Here is a 26,342-nt window from a genome sequence, read left to right as displayed (position 1 = left end):
ACGGCAGTTCCCCGCCGCCGCAACATCCTTTATATGTGCCATTGAAAGCGTTCAGCGAGATCTCGCTGAACGCCTCTTTCTTTGAGGGATATGCCCGTGCCGCCATGGCTTCAATTGATGGCCGATTCGCTCGCGCCGCTTCTCTGGGCCGGGCTGGTCTTCACCATTCCGCTCACACTTCTGTCCTTCGTGCTCGGCCTTGCCCTCGGCCTGGTCACCGCAATCGGGCGCCTCTTCGGGGCGGCGCCTGTTGTCGCGGTTACCCGCTTCTATGTATGGGTCATTCGCGGCACGCCGTTGCTGGTCCAGCTCTTCGTCATCTTCTACGGTCTGCCGAGCATCGGCATCCTGCTCGATGCCTTCCCGGCAGCGCTCATCGGCTTCACGCTGAACATCGGCGCATACAGCTCCGAAATCATCCGCGCCGTCATTTCGTCCGTGCCGAAAGGTCAGTGGGAAGCCGCTTACTCGATCGGCATGAGCTGGCGCCAGGCCATGACACGAACCATTTTGCCCCAGGCAGCCCGCGTCGCGGTACCGCCGCTTTCCAATACCTTCATCTCGCTCGTAAAGGACACCTCCCTCGCCGCGGCGATTACAGTGCCCGAGCTTTTTCAGGCAGCGCAGCGTATCGTGGCAACCACCTACGAGCCGTTGATCCTCTATATCGAGGCGGCCCTGATCTATCTTGCGCTAAGCTCCGTTCTGTCCGCGCTACAGGTCAGGCTCGAGCGTCGTTTCGCACGCTATGGCGGCATGCTGGAGGCCAACGCATGATCGAACTGTCCAACATCGAGAAACGTTTCGGCGATGCCGTTATCCTGAAGGACATCAGCATCCGCATTCCGGAAGGCAGCGTCACGGCTCTCGTCGGCCCGTCAGGCGGCGGCAAGAGCACGTTGCTTCGCTGCATCAACCTGCTGGAGATCCCGACAGCAGGCGAAATCCGTATCGGCGAGGAGAAGCTGACTTTCGCGCCGGGTCAGAAAACCAAGTGGCAGGCCATTCAGAAGATCCGACGGCAGACCGGAATGGTGTTTCAGAATTTCCAGCTCTTCCCGCATCAGTCGGCCATCGACAACGTGATGGAGGGCTTGGTTACTGTCCTGAGGTGGCCGAAGGAGAAAGCCCGCAGCCGCGCCATGGAACTCCTGACCAAAGTCGGCATGGCTCACAAGGCCGATGCGTGGCCGGCAACGCTTTCGGGCGGACAACAGCAGCGCGTCGCGATTGCACGCGCCCTTGCCCCGTCTCCGCGCGTCCTCCTGTGCGACGAGCCGACATCGGCACTCGACCCGGAACTCTCTGCCGAGGTCGTTGATGTCCTGGGCCGTCTCGCCAATGAGGGCACAACCATGGTGATGGCCACCCACGATCTGCGGCTGGCCTCCAAGATCGCCAACGACGTGGTTTTTCTGGAGGCTGGAAGTGTGGTCGAAACCGGCAGCGCGAAAAACATCTTCACCGCGCCGGAGCGCGAACGCACCAAGCGCTTCATCTCGACCATCAACGCTGCCCACACCTACGACATATAGGAGGACGAAGGCGGCCGGCTCAAGCCGAGCGCGCAGCCTTCAGCGCATTGCCCCACCAGACAAGCTGGTCGATCTGGTTCTTGGCGGCCTCGCCGAGATGCGGATAGTCGCCGAGGCTTTTCCCGTGCTTCGCTACGCCAATGTATTCCGGAAGCGAGATGTGTACGCCCGTCTTGACCGAGGCAGCGCTCATCTCGACGAAAATCAGGCGAAGATGCTCCACCGCACGTGCACCGCCGACCCCTCCGTAACCCACGAAGGCGACCGGCTTCTGGATGAATTCGCCAAGGTCGATCGCATTCTTCAAAACGGCGGTCGGTGCATGGTTATATTCGGCAACGGTAAAGATATAGCCGTCGAACTCACGCAGCTTCTTCTTCCAGCGCTCTGCCGTCTCGCTTTCGGCTTCCGTAGCCCGTGCCTCACCAAACAAGGCCATCGGATAGTCCAGTAGATCGAGGGTCTCGACCTCCAATTCAGATCGCTTCCCGGCGATATCCGCGATCCACTTTGCAGGATGATCGGCAAACCGACCAATACGCGTGCTTCCGACAACAACGGCAATCCTAAGCTTGGTCATAACGATCTCCTCAATGAAAAACAGCAAAAGGCGGCCCGAAAGCCGCCCCACCATCTTCGAACCGGTGGCTCAGCCCGCGTAGGTGACCAGAAGATCCTTGGCGTCGATCTGGTCGCCCGCCTTGACCAGCACCTCTGCGATTGTGCCATCTTTCTCCGCATGGATCGCCGTCTCCATCTTCATGGCTTCGATCGAGACCAGCACGTCGCCGGCATTGATTGCCTGACCCGGAGAGACGAAGACGCGGGAGATGACGCCCGGCATCGGCGCGCCGACGTGGACGGCATTGCCGGGTTCGGCCTTGCGGCGAGCGGCAGCGCCGGTAGCGCCATGGGCGCGATCCGGAACCTTGATGCGGCGCGGCTGACCGTTGAGTTCGAAGAACACCGTCACCATGCCCTGGCTGTCGGTGCCGCTCATCGCCTGGTTGACGATAACCAGCGTCTTGCCTTTTTCGATATCGGCAAACAGCTCTTCGCCGTCGGCAAGACCGTAGAAGTAGGAAGGCGTCGGCAGGACCGAAACCGGGCCGTAGGTATCGGAGGCCAACGCAAAGTCGGTGAAGACCTTCGGATACATCAGGTAGGAGGCGAATTCGAAATCGCTGACCTCGCGCTCGAGCTTGGTCTCGATCGTCTTGCGTTCGACTTCGAGGTCGGCATCCTCAAGCAAGGAGCCGGGGCGCACGGTGTAGGGTTGCTCGCCCTTTAGCGCCTTCTTCTGCAGCGTCTCCGGCCATCCGGAAGGCGGCTGGCCGAGATCGCCCTTCAGCATCGAGACCACCGATTCCGGGAAGGACACTTCCTTGTCAGGGTTGACGACGTCAGCAACGCTCAGATCCTGAGACACCATCATCAAGGCCATATCGCCGACGACCTTGGAAGATGGCGTCACCTTGACGATATCGCCGAACATCTGGTTGGCATCGGCATAGGCCTGCGCCACCTGATGCCAGCGGGTTTCGAGTCCAAGCGAGCGGGCCTGCTCCTTGAGGTTGGTGAACTGGCCGCCGGGCATTTCGTGCAGGTAAACCTCGGAGGCCGGTCCTTTGAGGTCGCTTTCGAAGGCGGCGTACTGGTTGCGCACTGCTTCCCAATAGAAGGAAATGCGGCGGATCCACTCTGGATCGAGGCCCGGATCGCGCTCAGAACCGCGTAGCGCCTCGACGATCGAGCCGAGGCAAGGCTGTGACGTGTTCCCGGAAAGTGCATCCATCGCCGCATCGACTGCATCGACGCCGGCGTCGACAGCAGCGAGCACGGTCGCAGCGGCGATGCCCGAGGTGTCGTGGGTGTGAAAATGGATCGGCAGGCTCGTTTCTTCCCGAAGTGCTTTGAAAAGCACCTTTGCGGCTGCCGGCTTCAACAGGCCTGCCATATCCTTCAGTGCGATGATATGGGCTCCAGCCTTTTCAAGCTGGACGGCGAGATCGGTATAATACTTGAGATCGTACTTCGGGCGCGCCGAATTCAGGATATCGCCGGTATAGCAGATCGCCGCTTCGCAGAGCTTGTTCTCTTCGGCCACGGCATCCATCGAGACGCGCATATTCTCGACCCAGTTCAGGCAGTCGAACACACGGAACAGATCGATGCCGCCCTGCGCCGCCTGGCGGACGAAATATTTGACGACATTGTCCGGATAGTTCTTGTAGCCGACGCCGTTGGCGCCGCGCAGCAGCATCTGCAACAGAAGGTTCGGGGCTGCTTCACGTACCAGCGCCAGGCGCTCCCACGGATCTTCCGTCAGAAAGCGCATCGACACGTCAAAGGTCGCTCCCCCCCAACATTCGAGCGACAGCAGGTTCGGCAGGGCATGCGCATAGGTGCCGGCGATGCGGGCGATGTCGTGCGTGCGCACGCGCGTGGCGAGCAACGACTGATGGCCGTCGCGCATGGTCGTGTCCGTCATCAGGACGCGCTTCTCGTTGCGCATCCATTCCCCGAATTTCTTCGGGCCGAGGGTATCGAGCAATTGCTTGGTGCCGTCGGCAATGCCGTTTCCGTTGGTGTACGGCACGACCGGTACCGCAGCGTCGGCGGGCGGACGCGGCCGGTCCTTGGCTTCCGGATGGCCGTTGACCGTCACATCGGCGAGATAGGTGAGAAGCTTGGTCGCACGGTCCTGACGCTTCACCTGCTGGAACAGCTCCGGTGTCGTGTCGATGAAACGCGTGGTGTAGCTGTTGTCCTTGAACTTCGGATGCGTGATGATCGCTTCGAGGAAGGTCAGGTTCGTCGCAACGCCCCGGATACGGAATTCGCGCAATGCACGGTCCATGCGGGCAATCGCTTCCGACGGGTTTGGCGCCCAGGCGGTGACCTTGACCAGCAGCGGGTCGTAGTAGCGGGTAATGATCGCACCCGAATAGGACGTGCCGCCATCGAGACGGATCCCGAATCCCGAGGCCGAGCGGTAGGCTGTGATCCGGCCGTAATCCGGAATGAAGTTATGTTCCGGATCCTCCGTCGTGATGCGGCATTGCAGTGCATGACCGTTGAGCCGGATGTCTTGCTGCTTGGGAACACCGGATTCCGGCGTACCGATTGCAAAGCCGTCGAGGATATGGATCTGCGCCTTGACGATATCGATGCCGGTCACGACTTCGGTGACGGTATGCTCGACCTGAATGCGCGGATTGACCTCGATGAAGTAGAATTTGCCGGTATCGGCATCCATCAGATATTCGACGGTGCCGGCGCCGATATAGTTCGTTGCCTTGGCGATTTTCAGTGAGTAGGCCGCCAGTTCCTGGCGCTGCGCCTCGCTCAGATAGGGGGCCGGAGCGCGTTCGACGACTTTCTGGTTGCGGCGCTGGATCGAGCAGTCGCGCTCGAAAAGATGCACGACATTGCCGTGCGTATCGCCAAGGATCTGGCTTTCGACGTGGCGCGCGCGCTCGACCAGTTTTTCGAGATATACCTCATCCTTGCCGAAAGCGGCCATCGCCTCGCGCTTGGCTTCGGTCACTTCGCGGGCGAGATCCTTCGGGTCGCGGATGGCGCGCATACCGCGTCCGCCGCCGCCCCAGGATGCCTTCAACATCACAGGATAGCCGATTTCCTCGGCCATGCGGGCGACTTCCTTCATGTCGTCAGGCAATGGCTCGGTGGCGGGCACGACGGGAACGCCGACCGAAATCGCCAGATTGCGCGCTGCAACCTTGTTGCCGAGCTGACGCATCGTATCGCCCTTCGGGCCGATGAAGATGATGCCGGCGTTCTTGCAGGCGTCGACGAATTCCGGGCTCTCCGACAACAGCCCGTAGCCCGGATGGATTGCGTCAGCACCGGACAGTTTGGCGATACGGATGACTTCGTCGATCGACAGGTAGCTTTCGATCGGGCCCAGATCGCGCGCAAGATGCGGGCCGCGGCCGACCTGATAGCTCTCATCCGCCTTGAAACGGTGCAGTGCGAGTTTGTCTTCCTCTGCCCATATCGCGACCGTTTTTATTCCAAGCTCGTTGGCCGCGCGAAAGACGCGGATTGCAATTTCAGAACGGTTGGCAACTAGGATCTTCGATATAGGCAATGCAGTCTCCTCACGGCATCGAAACGGGCAATGCTGCACCCGCGAAGAAGAGTCTTAACCTGCTGTCACGGAAAGTTCAATTTCCCCGATGACTCCCAAATCGAATTTCTCGGAACTACGCAATCAGCCCATGGCGGAAGGCAACTGCCACAGCATGTTGCCTGTTCTTGGACTTCAACTTGTCCTGCAGTCCGTTCATATACCAGTCGACGGTATGGTTTGAAATCTTGAGATGCCTGCCGATCTCGATCGAGGTCATGCCTGCCGCCAGATACTGCAATATTTCCAGTTCGCGGCGGGTCAGGCGTGTGTCTGCGCCGGACACTCCCAGAAGCGCCGGCGCCTCTCCCTTGAATTCCAGAAGGCGCCAGAACGCCTTTCGCGCGATTGCATCGAATAGCGAAATTTCGACGGGGGAAAGATCCACGGGCCTACCACCGACTGTCATATAACCGAGAATGCCGCTTCGTCCGTATATAGGAAAGGTATACCCGTCCTTGAGGCCGTGACTGCCGGCGTCGGCCATCATCTGCTCCATCCGGCGGTAATGCGCATCCTTGCGGAACGCGGCGAGGCTATCCTTCCAGCGAAATGGCTTTTGTGCATGTGCGAGATATCGCACGGTGGGATCACTCAGCAGGTACTTCTTGGAAAGGTAAATCTGTGGCCACATGTCCGGCCACTGGCCGGCCAGCATGAGGCCTGCCGGATCCTCGGTCTGCCTCGGATACCGAAGAACGCCGTAATAGGAGAACCCATAGGAAGCGAGGACATGCCCAAGCTCATCGATTACCGCCTCGGGTTTCCGGCATTCTTCCACCAATACAAGCAATTGAATTAAATAATGAATATTCACCAAAATGCCCCTGTTCCGGTTTAGGAGCTGTGAGTGCAGCCCCCGCCCGGGACCTGCCTCGGCTATCGAAGCAGTGATCGATACAATCGAAAACAACGTTTATAATATAGTTTATGGTGTGCCAATCAGGTGTCAAAACGCAAGTGAAAATTGCAATTTTTCAGTATTTCATTGAAGATTTCAACATTATACATCGCGTATTTACTATACGATACCGCCGCGAAAATGCGCTTGGAACGTCGGAATGAATGCGCCGTTAATCGCCGGTTCAGATAGCTTTTTGTAGCTTCGCAACATCTAATATTTCGCAGATGCACAAGAGGTATCGCCGTGTCGCTATTCAAGGTCTATGCAAGAGCTTTGCGCTATCTAGGCGCCTACAAGCTCCGCGTATCCCTGGTCGTTATCGCGAACATCGTGCTCGCAGCGATCACAATCGCCGAGCCTATCCTGTTCGGCCGCATTATCGATGCAATTTCTGGCAAGGGTGAGGTCAAGCCCATCCTTTTCATGTGGGCCGGTTTTGCCGTTTTCAACACCATAGCCTTTGTCCTGGTCGCCCGCGAGGCGGACAGGTTGGCACACGGCCGCCGCGCCACGCTTTTGACGGAGGCCTTCGGTCGTATCATTTCGATGCCGCTGTCCTGGCACCACCAGCGCGGAACGTCGAATGCCCTGCATACGCTGCTGCGCGCATGCGAAACGTTGTTCGGCCTTTGGCTTGAGTTCATGCGCAACCATCTGGCAACGGCCGTCGCGATCGTCATCCTGATCCCGACTGCAATGTCGATGGACATGCGCCTGTCCGGCGTGCTGGTCGTGCTCGGTATCGCCTACTGGCTGATCGGTCGCCTCGTCATGAGCCGGACCAAGGACGGCCAGGCTTCGGTCGAAAACCACTATCATACCGTTTTCTCGCATGTCAGCGATTCGATCAGCAACGTTTCGGTTCTACATAGCTACAACCGCATCGAAGCGGAAACCAAGGCGCTGAGATCTTTTGCCGACCGCCTGCTGCAGGCCCAGTATCCGGTTCTCGACTGGTGGGCGATTGCAGGTGCGATGAACCGAATGGCATCGACCATCGCAATGATGATCATTCTCGTCATTGGCACGCTGATGGTGCAGTCCGGCCAACTCCGGATCGGCGACGTCATCGCCTTCATAGGCTTTGCAAACCTGCTGATCTCGCGCCTTGACCAGATGCGCCAGTTTGCGACGCAGATTTTCGAAGCTCGTTCGAAGCTCGAGGACTTCTACAACCTCGAAGACTCCGTGCGTGATCGCGAAGAGCCCGCTGGCAATGCCGACATTTCCGACGTGAAGGGTGAAGTCGAATTCCGTGATGTCTCCTTCGGCTTCGGCAACTCGTCGCAGGGCCTGCACAATGTCTCCTTCACGGTCAAAGCCGGCCAGACGGTTGCGATCGTCGGCCCGACGGGTGCCGGCAAGACGACGCTCGTCAACCTGCTGCAGCGTGTCTACGATCCCGACAGCGGCAAGATCCTTGTGGATGGCCACGACATCACGAAGGTCACCCGCAAGTCGCTGCGCCGCTATATCGCCACGGTGTTCCAGGACGCCGGCCTGCTCAACCGATCGATCAGCGACAACATCCGCCTGGGCCGCGAGGGCGCCAGCGAAGAAGAAATGCGCCGTGCAGCCGAAGCTGCGGCCGCCGCAGACTTCATCGAGACCCGCGAAGATCAGTACGACACCCATGTCGGCGAACGGGGCAACAGGCTTTCCGGCGGTGAACGCCAGCGCGTAGCCATCGCCCGGGCCATCCTGAAGGATGCGCCGATCCTGGTACTCGATGAGGCCACGAGTGCGCTCGATGTCGAAACGGAAAACCGCGTGAAGGCTGCGATCGATAATCTGCGTCAGAACCGCACCACCTTCATCATCGCCCACCGCCTGTCGACGGTTCGCGAAGCTGACAAGGTTCTGTTCCTTGATAACGGCCGTGTTGTCGAAGAAGGCAGTTTCGATGAACTCAGCCAGAGCAACGGCCGCTTCGCTGCATTGTTGCGCGCCAGCGGCATCCTGACGGACGAGGAGGTCCGCAAGGCACACACGACCGAAGCCGCCTGAGAAATCTGCGCAGCCCGATATGAAGCCGGATGGTTCTGCATCCGGCTTTTTTCTTGCCCGGAACGACGTTCCGCCTAAATTGACGTCGGCGAAGGTCGGGAGGCTGCATGAAAGTCAGGCGAATTGTGGCAAATGTCGAAACGACCGACCCATCGCGGGCAAAAGTCTTCTATCAGGACATCCTCGGGCTCGAGGTCCTGATGGATCACGGGTGGATCTCGACATACGGTTCGGACCAGCCCATGGCAGTCCAGATCAGTTTTGCGACCGAGGGCGGGGCTGGAACAGCCGTGCCTGGACTGTCCATCGAGGTAGACGACGTCGATGAGGCATTCGTCGCGATGAGCGGCGCCGGTTTCACGATCGTCTACGGTCCGACCGACGAACTCTGGGGCGTACGACGGTTCTACGTCCGCGATCCGTTTGGAACACTCGTCAACATCGTGTCGCACAAGACCCAATAGCTCGCCGGCACGATCGGGATTCTCTGGCCCCGTTGCCGCTGCGGCAATTTGCGCCAAGGCCTTAGACTAAAGTCATAATCCCAAAGCCGCTCTCTTTTTGAGGGATCTTTTCTGCCACAATCTCGTCAGGTGAGCCGCGACCTGGGGTATGCTTTGAGGAGGGCATGGTCGCGACCGCTATGAACACCGCATTGTGGAGGACAAACAATGGCAAATGTCGCAAGCGCCGACGGCGCAAAAGCCGGCCCGATGACATCCGAGGAGAAGAAGGTCATCTTCGCCTCCTCGCTGGGCACCGTTTTCGAATGGTACGACTTCTATCTTTACGGCTCGCTCGCCACCTATATCGGCGCGACCTTTTTCACCCAGTATCCTGAAGCCACGCGTAACATTTTCACGCTTCTCGCGTTTGCGGCAGGCTTTCTGGTGCGCCCCTTTGGCGCGTTGGTCTTCGGTCGCCTCGGCGACCTCGTCGGGCGCAAATACACCTTCCTGGTGACGATTCTCATTATGGGTCTTTCGACCTTTCTGGTCGGCATCCTTCCCGGTGCGGCATCAATCGGCATCGCGGCCCCAATCATCCTGATTGGCCTTCGTCTTCTGCAGGGCCTCGCGCTCGGCGGCGAATACGGCGGTGCGGCGACTTATGTGGCCGAACACGCGCCGAATGGGCGCCGCGGCTACTTCACCTCATGGATTCAGACGACCGCCACGCTGGGCCTGTTCCTGTCGCTGGTGGTTATCGTCGGCGTCCAGTTCCTCATGGGCAAGGAAGCTTTCGCAGCCTGGGGCTGGCGTATCCCATTCCTGGTATCGGTAGTGCTTCTCGGCGTTTCGGTCTGGATTCGTCTCAAGATGAACGAATCGCCGGCCTTCCAGAAGATGAAGGCGGAAGGCAAGGGTTCGAAGGCTCCGCTGACCGAAGCCTTCGGTCAATGGAAGAATGCCAAGATCGCCCTGATCGCGCTTTTCGGCGCAACGATGGGCCAGGCGGTCGTGTGGTACGGCGGTCAGTTCTACGCACTGTTCTTCCTGCAGAACGTGCTGAAGGTCGACCTCCAATCGGCAAACATCATGGTTGCGGTGGCACTTATCCTCGGCACGCCCTTCTTCGTCATCTTCGGCGGCCTGTCCGACAAGATCGGCCGCAAGCCGATCATCATGGCGGGCCTGCTGATCGCTGCCGTCACCTACAATCCTCTGTTCAAGGCCATGACCTGGACTGCAAACCCCGCCCTTGCTGAAGCCCAGGCTTCGGTTCGTGCGACGGTGACAGCCGATCCGGCTGACTGCAAATTCCAGTTCAACCCGACTGGGACGTCGAAGTTCACCAGCTCGTGTGATGTCGCAACGGCGTTCCTGACCAAGAACTCGGTGCCTTATGATGTCGTGCCCGGCCCGGCCGGCCAACCGGCAACGGTCAAGATCGGCAACGAAACCATCGCCAGCTTCGACACCATCGCTGCCGGCGACAAGGCAAAGGGCATGGCGTCTGCTTTCGAAAAGAGCATCAACATTGCTCTTCATGACGGCGGTTATCCGCTGAACCGCGGCGCTGCCAAGGTTGCCGATGCCAAACTGGACGCCTTCATTGCCGCCAATCCGGAGCTTGCGCTGAACGCCGATGCAATTCGCGCCGGCCAGAAGGAAGCCATGCCTGCGGACAAGCTCGTTGCCGGCAAGCTGTTGACGGCCGATGAGGCAAAGGGCGTCACCGACATGGCGGTCTACTCCGTCGCCGGCGGTGGCAGCTTCGCAATGTCCGCAGACCCGGCGCGCGTCAATTGGATCGGCACGATTGCTATTCTCTTCGTCCTCGTTCTCTACGTGACGATGGTCTACGGCCCGATCGCAGCGCTGCTGGTCGAACTCTTCCCGACCCGCATCCGCTACACCGGCATGTCGCTGCCTTACCATATCGGCAACGGCTGGTTCGGCGGCCTGTTGCCTGCCACGGCCTTCGCAATGAGCGCCGCTACGGGCGATATATACTATGGGCTCTGGTACCCGATTATCTTCGCATCAATCACACTGGTCATCGGTCTTATCTTCCTGCCGGAAACGAAGGACCGCGATATCAACGCCATGGATTGAGACGACTGACACCTGGCAACATTGGCCCGGCGCTCGAAAGGCGCCGGGTTTTTCGTTTCAAGGAAGCTCAGATGAGACGATCCAACTTAGGTGTCGGCCAGCCGCCGTCGCGACCGATCGAGAAAACCAGGCCGAAGCGCGCAAATAGAATGGACGCGGCAAAGGCAAACCAGGCGCCGAGCGCAAGACCAGCGGCGACGTCACTTGGATAGTGCACGCCGAGAATGATGCGGGTGGCACCGAGCCACAGACCGATGCCGATGAAAGCCAGACGGAATCGCGGAAAGAGCAGAGCCAGTGCCATGAAGAGGGCTCCGATATTGGCCGAATGGCCGGACGGGAAGCTCTGATGAAGGAAGTCCATATTGAAGGGCGCGAAACTGAAAATGCCTTCTTGTTCGTAAAGCAGCGGCCGCGCCCGGCCGATCGCAAACTTCAGGATATTGGCAACGAGGGCAGCGAGAAGGACGGATGTTCCGACATAAGCAGCCATCTGCGCAAAATAGACCATGCGGAAACGTCTGCGGACCTTCCACAAGCGCCGACGAACGAGATAGCCGGTCACGAGGACGGTAGACAGTGCGGCCAGAATCCAGGCGAGTTTGCCGATATCGGTCACATCGCCGGCGATCGAGACCAGCAGCGGCGCCAAACTTTTGGTCCCCTGTGCGAGTGGTCGATCGAAGACGAAAAAAGCAATGGCAACGATATTGACGGCCGACAGCGTGAAACCCTTCCAGGGAACGCGTCGATGGATCGTGCGCCTCGCCTCATAGCGATTGCGCATGTGGATCCAGAAATTGGTCCTGCGATCGACGGTCTCGGTCATGGCACTCCGCTGGTTTCAATCCGGTGCAGAAATGCACATAGGCGTGACAGCCGATCGCTTCAATGCAAAGGCCCTCCGCATCTGGCGACGGGGAGGGCCTGAAACCTGTTTCACGTGAAATATCAGGCAGAAAGCAACTTGAACTCGGAAAGGATCGCTTCGCCCATTTCGACGGTGCCAACCTTTTTGGCTCCTTCGGCCATGATATCGGCAGTGCGGATGCCCTTGTCGAGCACGTTTGCGATCGCCTTTTCCAGGTTGTCGGCTTCCGTCACCAGATTGAAGGAGTAGCGCAGGCACATGGCGAAGGAGGCGATCATCGCGATCGGATTGGCAACGCCCTTGCCGGCAATGTCAGGCGCCGAACCGTGTACGGGCTCGTACAGCGCCTTGCGCTTGCCGGTCTTTGCATCAGGTGCACCGAGCGAAGCGGACGGCAGCATGCCAAGCGAGCCCGTCAGCATCGCAGCGACGTCGGAAAGCATGTCGCCGAAGAGATTGTCGGTCACGATGACGTCGAACTGCTTGGGCTGGCGAACGAGCTGCATGCCGCCGGCATCCGCCAGCATATGCTCGAGCTGCACGTCCGAATACTTCGCCTTGTGCGTTTCGGTAACGACCTGGTTCCAGAGCACGCCGGACTTCATGACGTTGCGCTTTTCCATCGAGCAGACGCGATTGCCGCGGGTGCGCGCCATTTCAAAGGCGACGCCGGCGATACGCTCGATTTCGTAGGTGTCATACACCTGCGTATCGATGCCACGCTTCTGGCCGTTGCCGAGATCGATGATCTCCTTGGGCTCACCAAAGTAGACGCCGCCCGTAAGCTCGCGGATGATGAGGATGTCGAGACCCTCGACCAGCTCCGGCTTCAGAGACGAAGCCGCGGCGAGCGCGGGGTAGCAGATGGCCGGACGCAGGTTTGCAAACAGTTGCAGGTCCTTGCGCAGGCGCAGAAGGCCGGCTTCCGGGCGAACCTCATAGGGAACGCTATCCCACTTCGGACCGCCGACGGCGCCGAACAGGACCGCATCGGCGGCCAGCGCCTTCAGCATGTCGGCTTCGGAGATCGCGGCACCGTGCGCATCATAGGCGCTGCCCCCGACAAGGCCCTCGTCGGTGACGAATCCGGCATTCATCGCCTCATTCATATAGGTGATGATCTTGCGGACCTCGCCCATGGCCTCGGGACCGATGCCGTCGCCCGGCAGCAGGAAAAGATTGCGCGCTGTCATGAAACCCTCCGCAGAAAAACAAGTTGCGGCTTATTAGCCCTGGGGAAACGGCATTTCAAGCGAGCAACAGGCCGATTCGGTACGGTTGGCGACCGCATTGCGTTCAATATACGTGAGTTGACCGCAGGGCGCGGGCGGGTAACAAGAAATTATCATGCCCGCTATCTGGATATCGTCAATGCCCGCTGCACCTCTCCATATCGACACCCCGCTCTATCGCACCGCCGCAGGCTACAGCGCCAGCGACAGGCCGCTCTGGCTGAAGCTCGATGCCCTTCAGCCGGCAGGCAGTTTCAAACTGCGCGGCGTCGGTAGACTGTGCCAGCACGAGGTCGAGAACGGCGCACGGGAGATCTTCTGCGCATCCGGCGGCAATGCCGGCATCGCTGCTGCCCACGCCGGGCGCGTCTTGGGCGTACCGGTCACGATCGTTGTGCCGGAAACGACGTCCGAGGAGGTTCAGCGATCGATCGAAGCGACCGGCGCGGCGGTTGTTGTGTATGGATCCGTCTTCGACGAGGCCAATGCCCATGCAATCAAGCTCGCCGATGCGCGAAAAGCCGCATATGTGCACCCCTTCGATCATCCGCTTCTCTGGGAAGGCCACGGCACGCTGATCGATGAAGTTGTGGCCAAGGGCGCCGACTTTGACTGCGTCGTCGCCAGCGTCGGCGGCGGTGGCCTGCTTGCAGGGATTGTCGCCGGGCTTGGGAGAAACGGGCTCTCGCATGTGCCAGTTATCGCCGTCGAGACCGAGGGCGCCGCATCGTTCCATGCCAGCATCGCTGCAGGCGAGCGCATCACCCTACCCGCAATCACCTCGATCGCCAGTTCTCTCGGCGCGCGCCAGGTTGCGCAGCATGTATTCGATCTGCCGAAGCATCACCCGATCGAAAGCGTGACAGTCACAGATGCGGAAGCCGTCGCCGCCTGCCTGAAATTTGCCGATACCTATCGCATCCTGGTAGAGCCCGCCTGCGGCGCGGCACTGGCGGTTGCGGATGCTCATCCCGGCATTCTCGAACGATTCAGCAATCCGCTGATCGAAGTCTGCGGCGGTATCGGCGTTTCGGTGGAAAAGCTGACGATGTGGAAGGAACGGCTGCTTTAGGGGCCGCTCCAAAGAAAAGCCGGGCGAAAACCCGGCTTTGACAATGCAATGCTATGTAGACGACTTATGCCGCCCACGGATGCGATGCGGAGTTCGACTTTTCGAAACTGTCGATCGACTTGCCCTTTTCAAGCGTCAGGCCGATGTCATCGAGACCATTCAGCAGGCAGTGGCGCTTGAACTCGTCGAGGTCGAACTTGATCGAGCCGCCGTCCGGGCCGGTGATTTCCAGGTTTTCGAGATCGACCGTCAGGATCGCGTTGGAGCCACGTGACGCGTCGTCCATCAGCTTGTCGAGGTTTTCCTGACTGACCCTGATCGGCAGGATGCCGTTCTTGAAACAGTTGTTGTAGAAAATATCGGCAAAGCTCGTCGAGATGACGCAGCGGATGCCGAAATCGAGAAGCGCCCACGGCGCATGCTCGCGCGAGGAGCCGCAGCCGAAATTATCGCCGGCAACGAGGATCTTGGCGTTCTGATACGCCGGCTTATTGAGCACGAAGTCCTGGTTCAGCGACCCGTCCTCATTGTAACGGGCTTCCGCGAAGAGACCGGTGCCGAGGCCGGTGCGCTTGATCGTCTTCAGGTAGTCCTTCGGAATGATCATGTCGGTGTCGATGTTGACGACCGGCAGAGGGGCGGCAACGCCCGTCAGCTTTACGAATTTGTCCATGGCCTGGCCTCCAATATCAGCAGACATAGTTTTGTTGATCAGCGTTTAGTCCAGTTTTCCGCCGAAATGAAGGAAAATTTGCATGAGGCGTCCGGCCACGCACGAATTCGACGCGGCCGGCCGCATTACGCTATACTGCCTTAACTGGTGCGTTGATCGCCCAGCTGACGCCGAACGGATCGCGAAGCTGGCCATAACGATCGCCCCAGAACATCAGTTCAACAGGCATGACGACCTCCGCCCCCGCTGCCACCGCACGATCCCACCAGAAATCGATGTCATCGACGACGAGCTGCAGCGTGAAGCCCTGATGCTTCTGGAAGGGATGTCCATGCTCGGGATAGGCATCGCTCAGCATGAGCGAGCTGCCGTTCACATAAAGGTGGACATGCATCGTCCTGCCGTTTTCATCGACAGGAACGACGAATGCTTCTTCTGCGCCGAAAGCACGCTTGTAAAATTCAGCGGCCTTCAGGGCGCCTTCGACCGTGACGTAAGGCAACAGGCCGTTCTTGACCGGTGGCAACGTCATTTGGCTGGGCTGTGGTTGGGTATCCATGCTCGTCCTCCATTCGCTTGATTTTTGAAGCAGGCAAAAGCCTTGCCCCTTCAAAGACGCATGGGAAACGATCGAGCCGACAGCATCGGAAAATTTAAATGCGTACGAACAACGGTCAGAGATCGATGATCGTGCCGCGCCCATCATTCCAGATGCGCATGTCGGCGCCGGAATGGGGCTTGCGCCGCGCCTGGGCGCGAACCGGTGCCGGTTTCATCTTCAGCGAAAGCGCGCGGCCCACCATGAGCACCGTAAGAATACCGCCGACAGCGAGCGTCACCGAAAAAGTGAGGAACGCCAAAGCGACAAAGAGGGTGACGCCTGAGAGCATAAGGAAGATGGAACGGATATTCTGCATGTGTGTAGACCTTTCTTCGGAAAGGAATGTGGTCCTTCGCTTCCTTCTCTGCAAGGTAAGCATGGCTTTTTGTTGTCTTGCCACCTGCTGCAAAGCTTGGCACACATTCGTGATGAGCCAAAATCCACTGACCCGTTCCATGAATCTGCGCCGCTCGGTGTTGAGTGTTCCCGCCATCAACGTCCGCGCTCTGGAAAAAACCCGTCTGCTAGACTGCGACGCCGTGATCTTCGATCTCGAAGATTCGGTTGCGCCCGAAAAGAAGGTGGAAGCAAGAGAAAACCTGAGGGCCTTCTTCTCCGGCAAGCCGCTTGAGGGCAAAGAGCGCATCATACGCATCAACGAGGTCTCCTCCGCGTTCGGCCGGGCCGACATGGAGCTGATATTGGCGCTGGAACCCGATGCCGTGCTACTGCCGAAGGTGGACGAACCGCAGAATGTCATGTCGGTCAGCGACCTTCTCGCCGATGCCGATGCGCCTGAAAACCTGCGCATCTGGGCTATGATCGAGACACCGCGTGGCATCCTGAACGCCCCGGCCATCGCCGAAGCCGGACGAACCGCGGGCTCCAGGCTTGACTGCTTCGTCGTCGGCCTCAACGACCTGCGCAAGGAAACTGGCGTATTGCCACTGCCGGGCCGCACCTATCTCGTACCGTGGCTGATGCAGGTCATCATTGCCGTGCGCGCTTATGGTCTTGACGCAATCGACAGCGTCTTCAACGATTTCAACGAAGCTGATGCCTTCGACGCCGAATGCGCCGAGGCCCGCGCCATGGGCTTCGACGGCAAGATGCTGATCCACCCGGCGCAGATCGAAGCCGCCAACAGGAATTTCGGGCCGGACGAGGCCGCGATTGCCGAGGCAAATGCTGTTATCGCCGCCTTTGCGGATCCGGCAGCCGAAGGTCTCAACGTCATCAATGCCAATGGCCGGATGATCGAGCGGCTGCATCTTGTCCAGGCTGAAAGTCTGGTTCATAAAGCCCGCCTGATTGCAGAACGCCAAACGGCGAAGTGAAAGACGATTTTATGAAGCTTTACCGCCTTCTGACCGGCCAGGACGACGCCGCTTTCTGCCACCGCGTCACAGATGCCCTCAACAAGGGCTGGGCACTGCACGGCTCGCCGTCCATGACCTTCAACGCGCAGACGGGTCAGGTGATTGCCGCTCAGGCGATCGTCAAGGACGTGGAAGGCAAGAACTATCATCCGGACATGAAGTTGTCCGAGCAGTAGGCTGGCGCTTAACGCTCGGCCGCCTCTTCGGCACTTTCCTCGATCCGCTCCATGTCGTCGTCACTCAGCCCAAAATGGTGGCCGATCTCATGGATCAGGACGTGCGTGATGATATCGCCGAGCGTCTCGTCATTTTCAGCCCAGTAGTCCAGGATCGGCCGTCGATAGAGGCGGATTCGGTTCGGCAGTTCGCCGGTTTCCATGGTAAAACGCTCGGAAATGCCGCGGCCTTCGAAGAGGCCGAGCAGGTCGAACGGTGTTTCCAGCGCCATGTCCTCGAACACGTCGTCGTCGGGGAAATCCTCGATCTCAATCGTAAGGTTGGTGGTCAGCGCGCGGAACTCTTCCGGCAGATGGCTATAGGCCTCCATCGCCAAGGACTCGAAAGTACTGATTGTCGGCGCGTGGCGGTCCTGCCAATCATCGCTCTGGTCTACGCGGGCCATAAAAATTCCCTTCCTTTGCGGCCCATATAGAACCTTTGCATTCGATTTTCGAGAGCGGAATCAAGGACAGGAATAAATTCACAGGAAATGGTTGTTGACTCTTCAGCCAGGCTCTGGAATCCATAGGAACATAACAGGAACATCAGAATGTGGAGTGAACGTCATGGCACAGTCGGCCGTGACGCGCGAGCGGCTTTTTGCGCTCCGCGAAACCATTGCAAAGCTTGAAGGAAAACCGGCGCCAACTTTGGCGGCAGCGGAAAGCCAGGCATTGGCTGAGCGCAACCTTGTTGGCGAAGAACGTGAAAATGCGCTGCGTCTTCCGCTCGGAATATGCGCACTCGATGACGCCATGGAGGGGGGCGTGCCGCTGGATGCCCTCACCGAGGTTCGCACGCATTTGCTGCGCAATGCAGGCGCAAGCAGCGGCTTCGTACTGGCACTGGCCTCCATGCTGCAGCGGCAGGATGAAGAAAGCCAGCGCGCTTCTCTGCCGATACTTTGGATCTCCGACACCGTTTCTTCAATGGAAGCGGGGCGACCTTATGCCGTCGGCATCAGGGATTTCGGCCTGAAGCCGGAACTATTCCTGCATGCAAGCCCCCGCAAGCTGGAGGACGCGCTGTGGCTTGCAGAAACCGCAGTCGAAAGCGGCGTATTTCCAGCAACAATTCTGGAGGTTCGCGGCAATCCGAAGCATTTCGGCCTGACGGAAAGCCGGCGTCTGAACCTGAGGGCAAAGGCCTCCAAGCGCCCGCTTTTCCTATTGCGCCAAGCTGGAGAGGAAGAGGCAAGCAGTGCCTTCTTCCGCTTCCTTGCCGAACCCGCGCCGGCCCAGGCGCGGCCCTTGCCGGATGGCTCGATGCTGGGCGGCAGCATCGGCAACCCGGTGTTTTGCCTTACCCTGGAGAAGAGCCGCAATCCGGCTCCCCTCTCCCTTCTTTTGGAATGGAACCCCCATGACCGCCGGTTTTTCCCTGTCCGCCAATCAGCCGACACTCGCTTTCCAGAGGAACGCGCAGCGCATTCTGGCGCTCAATTTCCCGCATCTTCAAACCGACAGGATCGCCAGAAAGAGATGGGGACTTTCCTGGCGTTCGCGCGGTCGTCCTGATGCACCACCGATCGTCTGCTCCGCTCGTCTCAACAATGCCATGCGGTTAGCCGCGCTCGACGAGGCGGCAGAAACGATCGGCCTGAAAAAGAACCTCGGCGTCGCCGAAGCTCGCGCCATCTATCCGACCATCGATGTGATCGAGGAGGATCCTGCTGCCGACCGGCGCTTCCTTGAGGGGATCGCCGACTGGTGCGACCGCTATACGCCACTGGTTGCGCTCGACGGGAAGGACGGCCTGTTTCTGGACATTACCGGCTGCGCCCATCTGTTCGGCGGCGAAGAGGCGCTTCTCAAGGATATCCTCTCCAGGCTCCTGCAGATGGGACTGGATGTACGCGGCGCCATTTCTTCATCTCCCGGATTATCATGGGCCGCCAGCCGGTTTGGCCAGGGCGGCGCTATCGCCGCGGATGAAGCCGAACAGGTTCTTGCACCGCTTCCGGTCGCGTCGCTCCGCCTTCCTGAAGAAACAGTCGATTCCCTGACGAAGATGGGATTGAAATATGTCGGCGATCTGATGGGCGCACCACGCGCGCCCCTTGCCCGCCGCTTCGGAACCAGCCTGCTCCTGCGACTGGATCAGGCGCTCGGCACGGACGAGGAACCGATATCGCCGCGCCTGCCGGTCGCAAGCCTCTCGGCTGAACGACGCCTCATCGAACCGGTCGGAGCGGAAGACGACATCCTCATGCTCACCGGCCAGATTGCCACCTCTTTGAAGCCCTCGCTCGAAGCGCGAGGCGCCGGAGGCCGTGTTTTCGAACTCGTTCTCTTCCGCGTCGATGGCAGGGTCTTCCGCATTTCGGCAGGCACTGCCCAGCCATTGCGCGAACCGAAACGCATCGCCGCCCTCTTTTCCGAACGCCTGCAGGCTGTGCACGACGACCTCGATGCCGGCTATGGGTTCGAAATACTTCGCATCAATGTGCTCCGTTACGAGAGCTTCGATACGGCGCAAGGCGATTTCGAAGGGCACCGGGAGAAGGATGTATCGCTCGCCGCCTTCGTCGAGCGCGTCTCTGCAAGACTTGGCGCAGATTGCCTGCAGTCCTTTCAGTTGCGTGAAAGCCATGTACCGGAAAGAGCGGCGATTGCCGTCCCGGCAATCGATGCCTTGTCGGTCCAAACCGCGCAGCAAGGCAACCCTCCCCCCTCAAGGAGCGAGAGGCCGTTGCGCCTTCTTCAGACGCCCGAGTTGATGGAGGCATTCGCCATCGAAGTTCCCGATGGAGCCCCTGCCAATTTTCACTGGCGACGAATGCGGCACCGTGTCCTCAAAAGCGAGGGCCCGGAGCGGCTTGCCATGGAATGGTGGATCGATGGATCGGATGCAGACGATCGGGATTATTTCCGCGTCGAGGACGACCAGGGGCACCGCTTCTGGATTTACCGCGAAGGCCACTACGCCGGTGACACCACACCGCGTTGGTTCATGCACGGGGTTCTGCCATGACCCCTGCCTTCTTCGAAATCGGCGCCAGGACAAATTTCTCTTTTCTGGAAGGCGCATCCAAGCCCGAAGAGATGGTGATACAGGCCGCAATCCTAAAGCTCGGGGGACTCGGCATTGCCGACCGCAATTCGGTTGCCGGGGTCGTCAGGGCTCATGCCCAATCCAAAGAAATCGACAAGAAATTCAAGAGGAAGGCGCTGGATGTCCTCGACAAGGATGGGAAGGCGGAGGACGTTCTTGACGCGATCCGAATCCAGCCGGGCGCCCGCCTCGTCTTCTCCGACGGGACGCCCGATATCCTTGCCTATCCGCAGGATCGGGAAGGTTGGGCGCATCTCTGTCGCCTGTTGAGCGCCGGCAACCTCAAGGCGGAAAAGGGAGAGTGCATCCTCACCGAGGAGGATTTGATGGAATGGGGCGATCGGATGCTGCTTGCATTGGTCCCGCATCCGTCGACTGCGGACGATACACTTCGTCACGCGGATTTTGAGGCCCGTATGAAGCGTTTCCAGAAACGCTTCGGGAAGTCATTCCATCTGGCGCTCGCTCCAGCCTATGATGGCCGCGACAAGCGCACGTTTGCGGCTCTTTCCATGCTTGCCAACAGCAACCGGGTGCCGCTTATCGCTACCAACCAACCGCTTTACCACGATACGGCCCGCCGTCCTTTGGCCGATATCGTGACATCGATCCGGGAACACGTGCCGATCCCCGAAGCGGGTTTTCTTCTGGCCCCGAATGCCGAGCGCTATCTCAAGGGTGCGCGTGAAATGGCCCGCCTCTTCAGGGATTATCCGGATGCGATCGCGAATACGGAAAAATTCTTCGGCAAGCTTTCGTTTTCACTCGACGAATTGGAGCACAACTATCCATCTGAGAACGATGAGGGGGAGACGCCCTATGAGACCCTTGAACGCCTTACGAGGACGGGAGCCGCAAAACGCTTTCCAACGGGTGTTCCTCCAAAGATCCAGCATCAGATCGAGTATGAGTTGGGTCTTATCAGAGAAAAACAATACGAGCCCTACTTCCTGACGGTCCGTAGGATTATCCACCACGCACGGTATGAACTGAATATCCTGTGCCAGGGCCGGGGCTCGGCGGCGAATTCGGTCATTTGCTACTGCCTGGAAATAACGGAAGTGAATCCGGAGAACAGCACCCTTCTCTTTGACCGGTTCATGTCCATGGACCGCGACGAGCCCCCTGATATCGACGTCGATTTCGAACATGACAGGCGCGAAGAGGTCATCCAGTATATCTACAAGAGATACGGCAGGGAGTACGCCGGGCTGACAGCAGGGGTCACGACCTATCGCACCCGATCCGCGGGCCGGGAAGTCTCCAAGGCTTTCGGTCTTTCGGAGGATATCCAGTCGGCGATCGGCAGTCTGGTCTGGGGTTGGTCGGAAGACAATTTGAGCGAGCGGGAGGCTCAATCTGCCGGCCTCGATATTCGCGACCCGATGACGAAAAACGTCCTGAAGTATGCCTCGGAGCTTCTCGGCTTTCCCCGCCACCTCACCCAGCACGTCGGAGGCTTCGTCATCACCAGGGATCGGCTCGACGAGGTCGTGCCGATCATGAACACGGCGATGCCGGGTCGCTATATGATAGAATGGGACAAGGACGATCTCGACAATCTGAAAATCCTCAAGGTCGATATCCTTGCGCTCGGAATGCTGACCTGCCTCAGAAAAGCATTCGATATGCTTCGGCTTCATTACGACGTGAAGAAGACGCTGGCCGATCTGGGCAATCGGGACCATGAGGATGGCGCGCCGGTTTACGACATGATGTGCCGTGCAGATACGCTTGGCGTTTTCCAGATCGAAAGCCGGGCGCAAATGAGCATGCTGCCGCGCCTGCGTCCGAGAAGGTTTTATGATCTCGTCATCGAGGTCGCAATCGTCAGACCTGGCCCCATCCAGGGCAATATGGTTCACCCCTATCTGAAGCAAAGGGAACAATGGGCTAAAGGCATCCCCATCCAGTATCCGAGCGAAGAATTGGAAGGGGTCCTGGAGAGGACTTTGGGCGTTCCGCTTTTCCAGGAGCAGGCCATGCAGATCGCGATCACGGCCGCGGGATTTGAACCGGCCGAGGCCGATCGGTTGCGGCGGGCGATGGCAACCTTCAAGCGAACAGGGACCATCGGCACATTTGAACAAAGATTCATCGAGGGAATGGTCAGCAGGAAATACTCCCGCGAATTCGCCCAGCAGTGTTTCAACCAGATAAAGGGCTTCGGCGAATACGGCTTCCCGGAAAGTCATGCCGCCTCTTTTGCACTTCTCGTCTATGCCTCCTCCTGGGTGAAAGCCTACTATCCGGATGTCTTTTGCGCGGCCATGCTCAATTCTCAGCCCATGGGATTCTATGCGCCGGCGCAGTTGGTCCGCGACGCTCGGGAACATGGAGTGGAAATACGGGAGGTCGATGTCAACAGTTCGGACTGGGATTGCCTGCTGGAAGACGCCGTCTTCGCCGAGGACAAGATCGATTTCCGCCATCGCGATATGAAGGATGTCATCAGGACCAGAAGAGCTGTCCGTCTTGGCTTCCGGCAGGTGAAAGGTCTTTCCGAAACGGTGATGAAAGAGAAGCTGATCGCAAATCGTGGAGATCGCTATACGTCCATCCGCGATCTCTGGCTGCGCTCCGGCCTTACCAAATCGGATATCGAGCGGCTGGCGGATGCCGATGCCTTCGGTACGATCGGCTTGTCCCGGCGCGAGGCTTTATGGGCGGTGCGGGCGCTGGATGTGAAAAGTGCCGCTGAAGGGCTGCCCTTGTTCGACCAGGTCAGCCATGTCGATTTGCAGGTCGAGCCTCAGACCAAACTCCCCCGGATGCTGCCGGGAGAACAGGTGATCGAGGATTATCGGTACCTGTCCCTATCGCTCAAGGCGCATCCTGTTTCATTCCTGCGCGAGGAGTTTCATAGAATAGGCATAACCCGCAGTGTCGATCTTCTCGAAGTCGAGAACGACAGAAGGGTGACGATCGCCGGCCTCGTGCTGGTGCGTCAGCGACCGGGTTCGGCAAAAGGCGTTATCTTCATGACGCTGGAGGATGAAACGGGCGTAGCCAATGCAATTGTCTGGCCGAAAACATTCGAGAAGTACCGTTCAATCGTCATGGGAGCGCGGCTGGTCAAGATACGGGGCAAACTCCAGAAACAGAGCGGCGTCATTCATACTGTCGTCGACCACATCGAGGACATAACACCCTGCCTGGGGCTCTTGCAGAAGGAAGCGCGCCGCTTCGGCGCATGCACCCGTGCCGACGAAGTACTGAGGCCTACGGCGGATTTCCGGCAGAAAAAAATCGCTGGCATTCTGGAGAAGGCTGCGATGGAAAAACGGATCCGGTCGGAAGGGGACCCCATGAATGCTTCGGAAACGGCACGTGTCATGCCGAAGGGACGCAACTTTCACTAAAGCGGACGGCGTCCTTCTCGCCGAATTGACAGGGAATGTAGAACGGCAACGGCAGCAAGATGACAATTTTTTCTTGACAGTCAGCGTCTTCTTTAGCAGAAAAGACGATAGTGACTGTCATGTTTGGAATGAGAACGTGCTTGTTTGCAGCTGCAACTATATAACCGACACGGAGATCCGAGAAGTCATCAACGAGCTTCTCGAGCAGGACTGTTGGCAGCTTATCGTACCGGCCAAGGTGTACCACGCCATGGAGAAACGCGGCCGTTGCTGCGGCTGTTTCCCCAATGTCGTCGACATCATCATTCAGACCACCGAGGAATATCACGCCCGTCACCACTCGACGGAAGCCGAATTATTTGATTTCATGTCCCGCCTCAGAAACTTCCACGAAGAAAACAGGAGAGCGGACATTGAAAGGCGACAAAAAAGTCATCGAGCGGCTTAACGAGGCCCTCTTCTTGGAGCTCGGCGCTGTCAATCAGTACTGGGTTCATTACCGACTCCTCGAAGATTGGGGCTACACGAAGCTAGCCAAGAAGGAGCGGGCCGAGTCCATCGAAGAGATGCATCACGCCGACCGTCTGGTGGCACGCATCATTTTCCTCGAAGGTCACCCCAATCTGCAGACCCTCGCACCCCTTCGAATCGGCCAGAACGTCAAGGAAGTTCTGGAAGCCGACCTTGCCGGCGAATACGACGCTCGCACGGCTTACAAGAAGTCGCGCGACATCTGTCATGAGGCCGGCGATTACGTTTCCATGAAGCTGTTCGAGGAACTGCTGGCGGACGAAGAAGGCCATATCGACTTCCTCGAGACCCAGCTGGAGCTCCTGGGCAAAATCGGCGAATCCAAGTACGGCCAACTCAACGCCGACTCCGCCAACGAAGCCGAGTAGAACACCAAAAATCGGAACCGGCCGCACAAAACTCGCGGCCGGGCTTATTTCGCGGCGCTCAGGTCCGCCAAATGGCGAAATTCGCCAACGACCTCAACGTAGACGGTTCGTTTGAACGAGACGATCAGGGCAGGGAGACTGTCCATGGGCTTCCATTCCCAGGCGTCGAATTCCGCCATATGTCCACCGGGTGGCGGGTTGATCGAAATCTCGCTCTCGTCGCCGTCGAAGCGGAATGCAAACCAGCGCTGAGTCTGACCGCGGAATTTTCCCTTGAGTCCGATCCCTAGCATTTGCGGCGGCAGGTCGTAGTTGATCCACCTGCCGGCTTCCGCAAGCAGCGTCACGCTCCGCATGCCGGTCTCTTCGTATAGCTCACGATAAGCCGCATCCAGCGGATCCTCGCCCTTGTCGATGCCGCCCTGCGGCATCTGCCAAAGCTGAGGCGATCCGTCATACTCGGAGTTCTCCTCGGGAATGCGGCGCCCGGCCCATACAAGCCCTTGGCGATTGAGAACCATCACCCCGACACAGGGGCGGTAGGGCAGATCTTCGGCCTTCACGATCGGCTTGCTCATCGGTGTATCGTTGCTCACGGTTTCTTCGGATCATTCGTCAACGCGGCAACGCCGACGATCTCAATGCCGCGCATAGCGGCTTCTTCCGTCCATTTGGAAATTGCGTCGATGCTTTCATCGAAGGCGGAAGCGACACCAATGGCCTGTCCGTTGCGTTTTGCAACGCGCTCAAGTTCGTCAAGCTTCTGCAGGATGGCATTCTCATCGACCTGCCGGTCGAGCTGAACGTCGGCGAAGGCATGGGGCAGTTCCGTCCCCTTGGCGATAACGGCCGTCTTCGACTGCGCCGCGCTTCCATCGTCGAGAAACAGCAGGCCACGCTTGCTGATGTCGCGCATGACCGGTTCCAGGGCAACGGGGTCGGACAGGAACCGTCCGCCCTGATAATTCATGATGCCGGTATAGTTCGTGATCTCGCCCATCGCACGATGCAGGCTCTCGACGTTCTTGGCGGCAGATTTCGAAGTGAGCAGCGTATCGGGACCTGGATCGTTTGCCGGATAATCGAACGGCTCGAAAGGTACCTGCAGGAGAATCTCATGCCCGGCCCGGCGGGCATCCTGCATCCATCGCTGCAGGCTATTGCCGCTGGCGGCAAAGGCGAATGTGACCTCTTCCGGCAACTGCTGAATGGCGCGCTGCGTCCCCGTTTGGCTGAGACCGAGCCCACTGACGACGATCGCAATCCGGGTACCGTGAGCACCCGACCATGGGCGCGCATATTGGTCCATCGGCCGGCGGCCATCCGGTCCGACGATCGGCAGTCGCCCGGCAGGCGTATCTTCCAATAAGGCATCGTTCGGGATCGCTGCCATGCGCGGATCCTGGCCCATCTGCATGGCATCGACAAGAACCGGGCCGTTGCCGTCGCGCGTCCTCGGGCTGTACTTGGTCACCACGGATCCATCGCCTGCAACCATCTGCTCGACGTTCGCACCAGACTGGGGGTCGGATCTCGGCATGCCGCCAGCAGGGGAAGCCTGCGGCTTGGCGGGGGCCTGCACTGTTTCGGTTGGCGGCGCGGCGGCATCCTTTTGCGCATGGGGCTTTTCGAGTTTCACGCCGTCGCCACGAAATGCGGTGTAAAGCGAAAATCCGCCAATCAGGATGAGACAGATGCCGGCAAGCACGCGGCCCGTCCGCAAGATGCCCGGCCCCTTTCGGCCGGGTTTGCGATTCTGCCCTAGGGGCGCGTGTAGGTCCGTGCTCATTCTTGCCTGTTTCCGGGATCAGGACAGCAAAAAG

Annotated in this window: 24 protein-coding genes; 13 read left to right on the top strand and 11 right to left on the bottom strand. The window is 59.0% G+C overall.

Annotated elements, in window-relative coordinates:
- Nucleotides 1-96 precede the first annotated feature (96 nt).
- Together ASC97_RS21285 and ASC97_RS21280 are read left to right on the top strand one after the other, a co-directional pair.
- Nucleotides 97-777: an amino acid ABC transporter permease gene (locus tag ASC97_RS21285; protein ID WP_162246706.1), complete on the top strand. Its 681-nt coding sequence runs from the start codon at nucleotides 97-99 to the stop codon at nucleotides 775-777.
- The gene (locus ASC97_RS21280; protein WP_057470329.1) at nucleotides 774-1,535 is read left to right on the top strand and encodes an amino acid ABC transporter ATP-binding protein; all 762 of its coding nucleotides are present in this window, start codon (nucleotides 774-776) and stop codon (nucleotides 1,533-1,535) included. Before ASC97_RS21285 ends, ASC97_RS21280 begins: the two co-directional genes overlap by 4 nt.
- Nucleotides 1,536-1,554: 19 nt before the next feature.
- On the opposite strand, the gene ASC97_RS21275 is transcribed toward ASC97_RS21280, so the two are convergent.
- From ASC97_RS21275 to ASC97_RS21265, 3 genes are all read right to left on the bottom strand, one after another.
- Nucleotides 1,555-2,115 carry an NADPH-dependent FMN reductase gene (locus tag ASC97_RS21275; protein WP_057470486.1) on the bottom strand — a complete coding sequence of 187 codons (561 nt, stop codon included), beginning with the start codon at nucleotides 2,113-2,115 and terminating at the stop codon, nucleotides 1,555-1,557.
- 69 nt (nucleotides 2,116-2,184) lie between these two features.
- Nucleotides 2,185-5,649 (bottom strand): pyruvate carboxylase, encoded by a 3,465-nt coding sequence (pyc, locus tag ASC97_RS21270; RefSeq protein ID WP_057470328.1) that lies wholly within the window; start codon nucleotides 5,647-5,649, stop codon nucleotides 2,185-2,187.
- A 115-nt stretch (nucleotides 5,650-5,764) separates the two neighbouring features.
- Nucleotides 5,765-6,505, bottom strand: a complete 741-nt coding sequence (locus ASC97_RS21265) for a helix-turn-helix transcriptional regulator (RefSeq protein WP_057470485.1) — start codon at nucleotides 6,503-6,505, stop codon at nucleotides 5,765-5,767.
- Between the two features lie 330 nt (nucleotides 6,506-6,835).
- Here ASC97_RS21265 and ASC97_RS21260 point away from each other — a divergent pair, with 330 nt between their 5' ends.
- The 3 genes from ASC97_RS21260 to ASC97_RS21250 all read left to right on the top strand — a co-directional run bounded on the left by ASC97_RS21260 (nucleotide 6,836) and on the right by ASC97_RS21250 (nucleotide 11,157).
- Nucleotides 6,836-8,599, top strand: coding sequence for a glucan ABC transporter ATP-binding protein/ permease (locus ASC97_RS21260; protein ID WP_057470327.1), 1,764 nt, complete (start codon nucleotides 6,836-6,838; stop codon nucleotides 8,597-8,599).
- Between the two features lie 107 nt (nucleotides 8,600-8,706).
- Nucleotides 8,707-9,063, top strand: a complete 357-nt coding sequence (locus ASC97_RS21255) for a glyoxalase superfamily protein (protein ID WP_057470326.1) — start codon at nucleotides 8,707-8,709, stop codon at nucleotides 9,061-9,063.
- Nucleotides 9,064-9,270: 207 nt separating this feature from the next.
- Nucleotides 9,271-11,157, top strand: a complete 1,887-nt coding sequence (locus ASC97_RS21250) for an MFS transporter (protein WP_057470325.1) — start codon at nucleotides 9,271-9,273, stop codon at nucleotides 11,155-11,157.
- Nucleotides 11,158-11,224: 67 nt separating this feature from the next.
- Here ASC97_RS21250 and ASC97_RS21245 read toward each other — a convergent pair whose 3' ends face one another.
- Nucleotides 11,225-11,986 carry a phosphatase PAP2 family protein gene (locus ASC97_RS21245; protein ID WP_057470324.1) on the bottom strand — a complete coding sequence of 254 codons (762 nt, stop codon included), beginning with the start codon at nucleotides 11,984-11,986 and terminating at the stop codon, nucleotides 11,225-11,227.
- Nucleotides 11,987-12,108: 122 nt separating this feature from the next.
- Nucleotides 12,109-13,221 carry a 3-isopropylmalate dehydrogenase gene (gene leuB / locus ASC97_RS21240; RefSeq protein ID WP_057470323.1) on the bottom strand — a complete coding sequence of 371 codons (1,113 nt, stop codon included), beginning with the start codon at nucleotides 13,219-13,221 and terminating at the stop codon, nucleotides 12,109-12,111.
- Nucleotides 13,222-13,399: 178 nt separating this feature from the next.
- On the opposite strand from leuB, the gene ASC97_RS21235 reads away from it, so the two are divergent.
- Nucleotides 13,400-14,332 (top strand): pyridoxal-phosphate dependent enzyme, encoded by a 933-nt coding sequence (locus tag ASC97_RS21235; protein WP_057470322.1) that lies wholly within the window; start codon nucleotides 13,400-13,402, stop codon nucleotides 14,330-14,332.
- A 64-nt stretch (nucleotides 14,333-14,396) separates the two neighbouring features.
- On the opposite strand, the gene leuD is transcribed toward ASC97_RS21235, so the two are convergent.
- From leuD to ASC97_RS21220, 3 genes are all read right to left on the bottom strand, one after another.
- Complete coding sequence (leuD, locus tag ASC97_RS21230; protein WP_057470484.1) at nucleotides 14,397-15,005, bottom strand: 3-isopropylmalate dehydratase small subunit; 609 nt, start codon at nucleotides 15,003-15,005, stop codon at nucleotides 14,397-14,399.
- Between the two features lie 130 nt (nucleotides 15,006-15,135).
- Nucleotides 15,136-15,564 carry a VOC family protein gene (locus tag ASC97_RS21225; protein ID WP_057470321.1) on the bottom strand — a complete coding sequence of 143 codons (429 nt, stop codon included), beginning with the start codon at nucleotides 15,562-15,564 and terminating at the stop codon, nucleotides 15,136-15,138.
- A 115-nt stretch (nucleotides 15,565-15,679) separates the two neighbouring features.
- Nucleotides 15,680-15,922: a hypothetical protein gene (locus ASC97_RS21220; protein WP_057470320.1), complete on the bottom strand. Its 243-nt coding sequence runs from the start codon at nucleotides 15,920-15,922 to the stop codon at nucleotides 15,680-15,682.
- Between the two features lie 112 nt (nucleotides 15,923-16,034).
- On the opposite strand from ASC97_RS21220, the gene ASC97_RS21215 reads away from it, so the two are divergent.
- Nucleotides 16,035-16,943, top strand: coding sequence for an HpcH/HpaI aldolase/citrate lyase family protein (locus tag ASC97_RS21215; RefSeq protein ID WP_057470483.1), 909 nt, complete (start codon nucleotides 16,035-16,037; stop codon nucleotides 16,941-16,943).
- A gap of 11 nt (nucleotides 16,944-16,954) precedes the next feature.
- A complete protein-coding gene (locus ASC97_RS21210; RefSeq protein WP_057470319.1) occupies nucleotides 16,955-17,161 on the top strand; it encodes a DUF1737 domain-containing protein in 207 nt (68 codons plus the stop codon).
- Nucleotides 17,162-17,169: 8 nt separating this feature from the next.
- On the opposite strand, the gene ASC97_RS21205 is transcribed toward ASC97_RS21210, so the two are convergent.
- Nucleotides 17,170-17,607 (bottom strand): metallopeptidase family protein, encoded by a 438-nt coding sequence (locus tag ASC97_RS21205; protein WP_037068024.1) that lies wholly within the window; start codon nucleotides 17,605-17,607, stop codon nucleotides 17,170-17,172.
- Between the two features lie 163 nt (nucleotides 17,608-17,770).
- On the opposite strand from ASC97_RS21205, the gene ASC97_RS35480 reads away from it, so the two are divergent.
- From ASC97_RS35480 to bfr, 5 genes are read left to right on the top strand one after another with little or no spacing between them, the layout of a single operon-like run.
- Nucleotides 17,771-18,721 carry an ImuA family protein gene (locus tag ASC97_RS35480; protein WP_057470318.1) on the top strand — a complete coding sequence of 317 codons (951 nt, stop codon included), beginning with the start codon at nucleotides 17,771-17,773 and terminating at the stop codon, nucleotides 18,719-18,721.
- The gene (locus ASC97_RS21195; RefSeq protein WP_274534163.1) at nucleotides 18,633-20,177 is read left to right on the top strand and encodes a Y-family DNA polymerase; all 1,545 of its coding nucleotides are present in this window, start codon (nucleotides 18,633-18,635) and stop codon (nucleotides 20,175-20,177) included. The genes ASC97_RS35480 and ASC97_RS21195 overlap by 89 nt, the downstream gene beginning before the upstream one ends.
- On the top strand, nucleotides 20,174-23,620 hold the full coding sequence (locus ASC97_RS21190) for an error-prone DNA polymerase (protein ID WP_057470316.1): 3,447 nt from the start codon (nucleotides 20,174-20,176) through the stop codon (nucleotides 23,618-23,620). Before ASC97_RS21195 ends, ASC97_RS21190 begins: the two co-directional genes overlap by 4 nt.
- A gap of 25 nt (nucleotides 23,621-23,645) precedes the next feature.
- Nucleotides 23,646-24,068 (top strand): (2Fe-2S)-binding protein, encoded by a 423-nt coding sequence (locus ASC97_RS35475; protein ID WP_082530098.1) that lies wholly within the window; start codon nucleotides 23,646-23,648, stop codon nucleotides 24,066-24,068.
- Nucleotides 24,034-24,519 (top strand): bacterioferritin, encoded by a 486-nt coding sequence (gene bfr, locus ASC97_RS21180; RefSeq protein WP_007528518.1) that lies wholly within the window; start codon nucleotides 24,034-24,036, stop codon nucleotides 24,517-24,519. Before ASC97_RS35475 ends, bfr begins: the two co-directional genes overlap by 35 nt.
- Nucleotides 24,520-24,563: 44 nt before the next feature.
- Here bfr and ASC97_RS21175 read toward each other — a convergent pair whose 3' ends face one another.
- Complete coding sequence (locus tag ASC97_RS21175) at nucleotides 24,564-25,097, bottom strand: RNA pyrophosphohydrolase (protein WP_057470481.1); 534 nt, start codon at nucleotides 25,095-25,097, stop codon at nucleotides 24,564-24,566.
- A 14-nt stretch (nucleotides 25,098-25,111) separates the two neighbouring features.
- Entirely contained in the window at nucleotides 25,112-26,308 is a 1,197-nt protein-coding gene (locus tag ASC97_RS21170) for a divergent polysaccharide deacetylase family protein (RefSeq protein WP_057470315.1), read from the bottom strand.
- Nucleotides 26,309-26,342: the final 34 nt, after the last annotated feature.

The organism is Rhizobium sp. Root1203, assembly GCF_001424945.1.
In the GTDB taxonomy this organism is placed as follows: domain Bacteria; phylum Pseudomonadota; class Alphaproteobacteria; order Rhizobiales; family Rhizobiaceae; genus Rhizobium.
This window is presented reverse-complemented; position numbering and strand designations above follow the sequence as displayed.

Coding starts and splice junctions, on each gene's coding strand:
- ASC97_RS21280 (WP_057470329.1), top strand. CDS start 774: ATGATCGAACTGTCCAACATCGAGAAACGTTTCGGCGATGCCGTTATC.
- ASC97_RS21275 (WP_057470486.1), bottom strand. CDS start 2,115: ATGACCAAGCTTAGGATTGCCGTTGTTGTCGGAAGCACGCGTATTGGT.
- ASC97_RS21255 (WP_057470326.1), top strand. CDS start 8,707: ATGAAAGTCAGGCGAATTGTGGCAAATGTCGAAACGACCGACCCATCG.
- ASC97_RS21250 (WP_057470325.1), top strand. CDS start 9,271: ATGGCAAATGTCGCAAGCGCCGACGGCGCAAAAGCCGGCCCGATGACA.
- ASC97_RS21245 (WP_057470324.1), bottom strand. CDS start 11,986: ATGACCGAGACCGTCGATCGCAGGACCAATTTCTGGATCCACATGCGC.
- leuB (WP_057470323.1), bottom strand. CDS start 13,221: ATGACAGCGCGCAATCTTTTCCTGCTGCCGGGCGACGGCATCGGTCCC.
- ASC97_RS21235 (WP_057470322.1), top strand. CDS start 13,400: ATGCCCGCTGCACCTCTCCATATCGACACCCCGCTCTATCGCACCGCC.
- leuD (WP_057470484.1), bottom strand. CDS start 15,005: ATGGACAAATTCGTAAAGCTGACGGGCGTTGCCGCCCCTCTGCCGGTC.
- ASC97_RS21225 (WP_057470321.1), bottom strand. CDS start 15,564: ATGGATACCCAACCACAGCCCAGCCAAATGACGTTGCCACCGGTCAAG.
- ASC97_RS21220 (WP_057470320.1), bottom strand. CDS start 15,922: ATGCAGAATATCCGTTCCATCTTCCTTATGCTCTCAGGCGTCACCCTC.
- ASC97_RS21215 (WP_057470483.1), top strand. CDS start 16,035: ATGAGCCAAAATCCACTGACCCGTTCCATGAATCTGCGCCGCTCGGTG.
- ASC97_RS21210 (WP_057470319.1), top strand. CDS start 16,955: ATGAAGCTTTACCGCCTTCTGACCGGCCAGGACGACGCCGCTTTCTGC.
- ASC97_RS21205 (WP_037068024.1), bottom strand. CDS start 17,607: ATGGCCCGCGTAGACCAGAGCGATGATTGGCAGGACCGCCACGCGCCG.
- ASC97_RS35480 (WP_057470318.1), top strand. CDS start 17,771: ATGGCACAGTCGGCCGTGACGCGCGAGCGGCTTTTTGCGCTCCGCGAA.
- ASC97_RS21190 (WP_057470316.1), top strand. CDS start 20,174: ATGACCCCTGCCTTCTTCGAAATCGGCGCCAGGACAAATTTCTCTTTT.
- ASC97_RS21175 (WP_057470481.1), bottom strand. CDS start 25,097: ATGAGCAAGCCGATCGTGAAGGCCGAAGATCTGCCCTACCGCCCCTGT.
- ASC97_RS21170 (WP_057470315.1), bottom strand. CDS start 26,308: ATGAGCACGGACCTACACGCGCCCCTAGGGCAGAATCGCAAACCCGGC.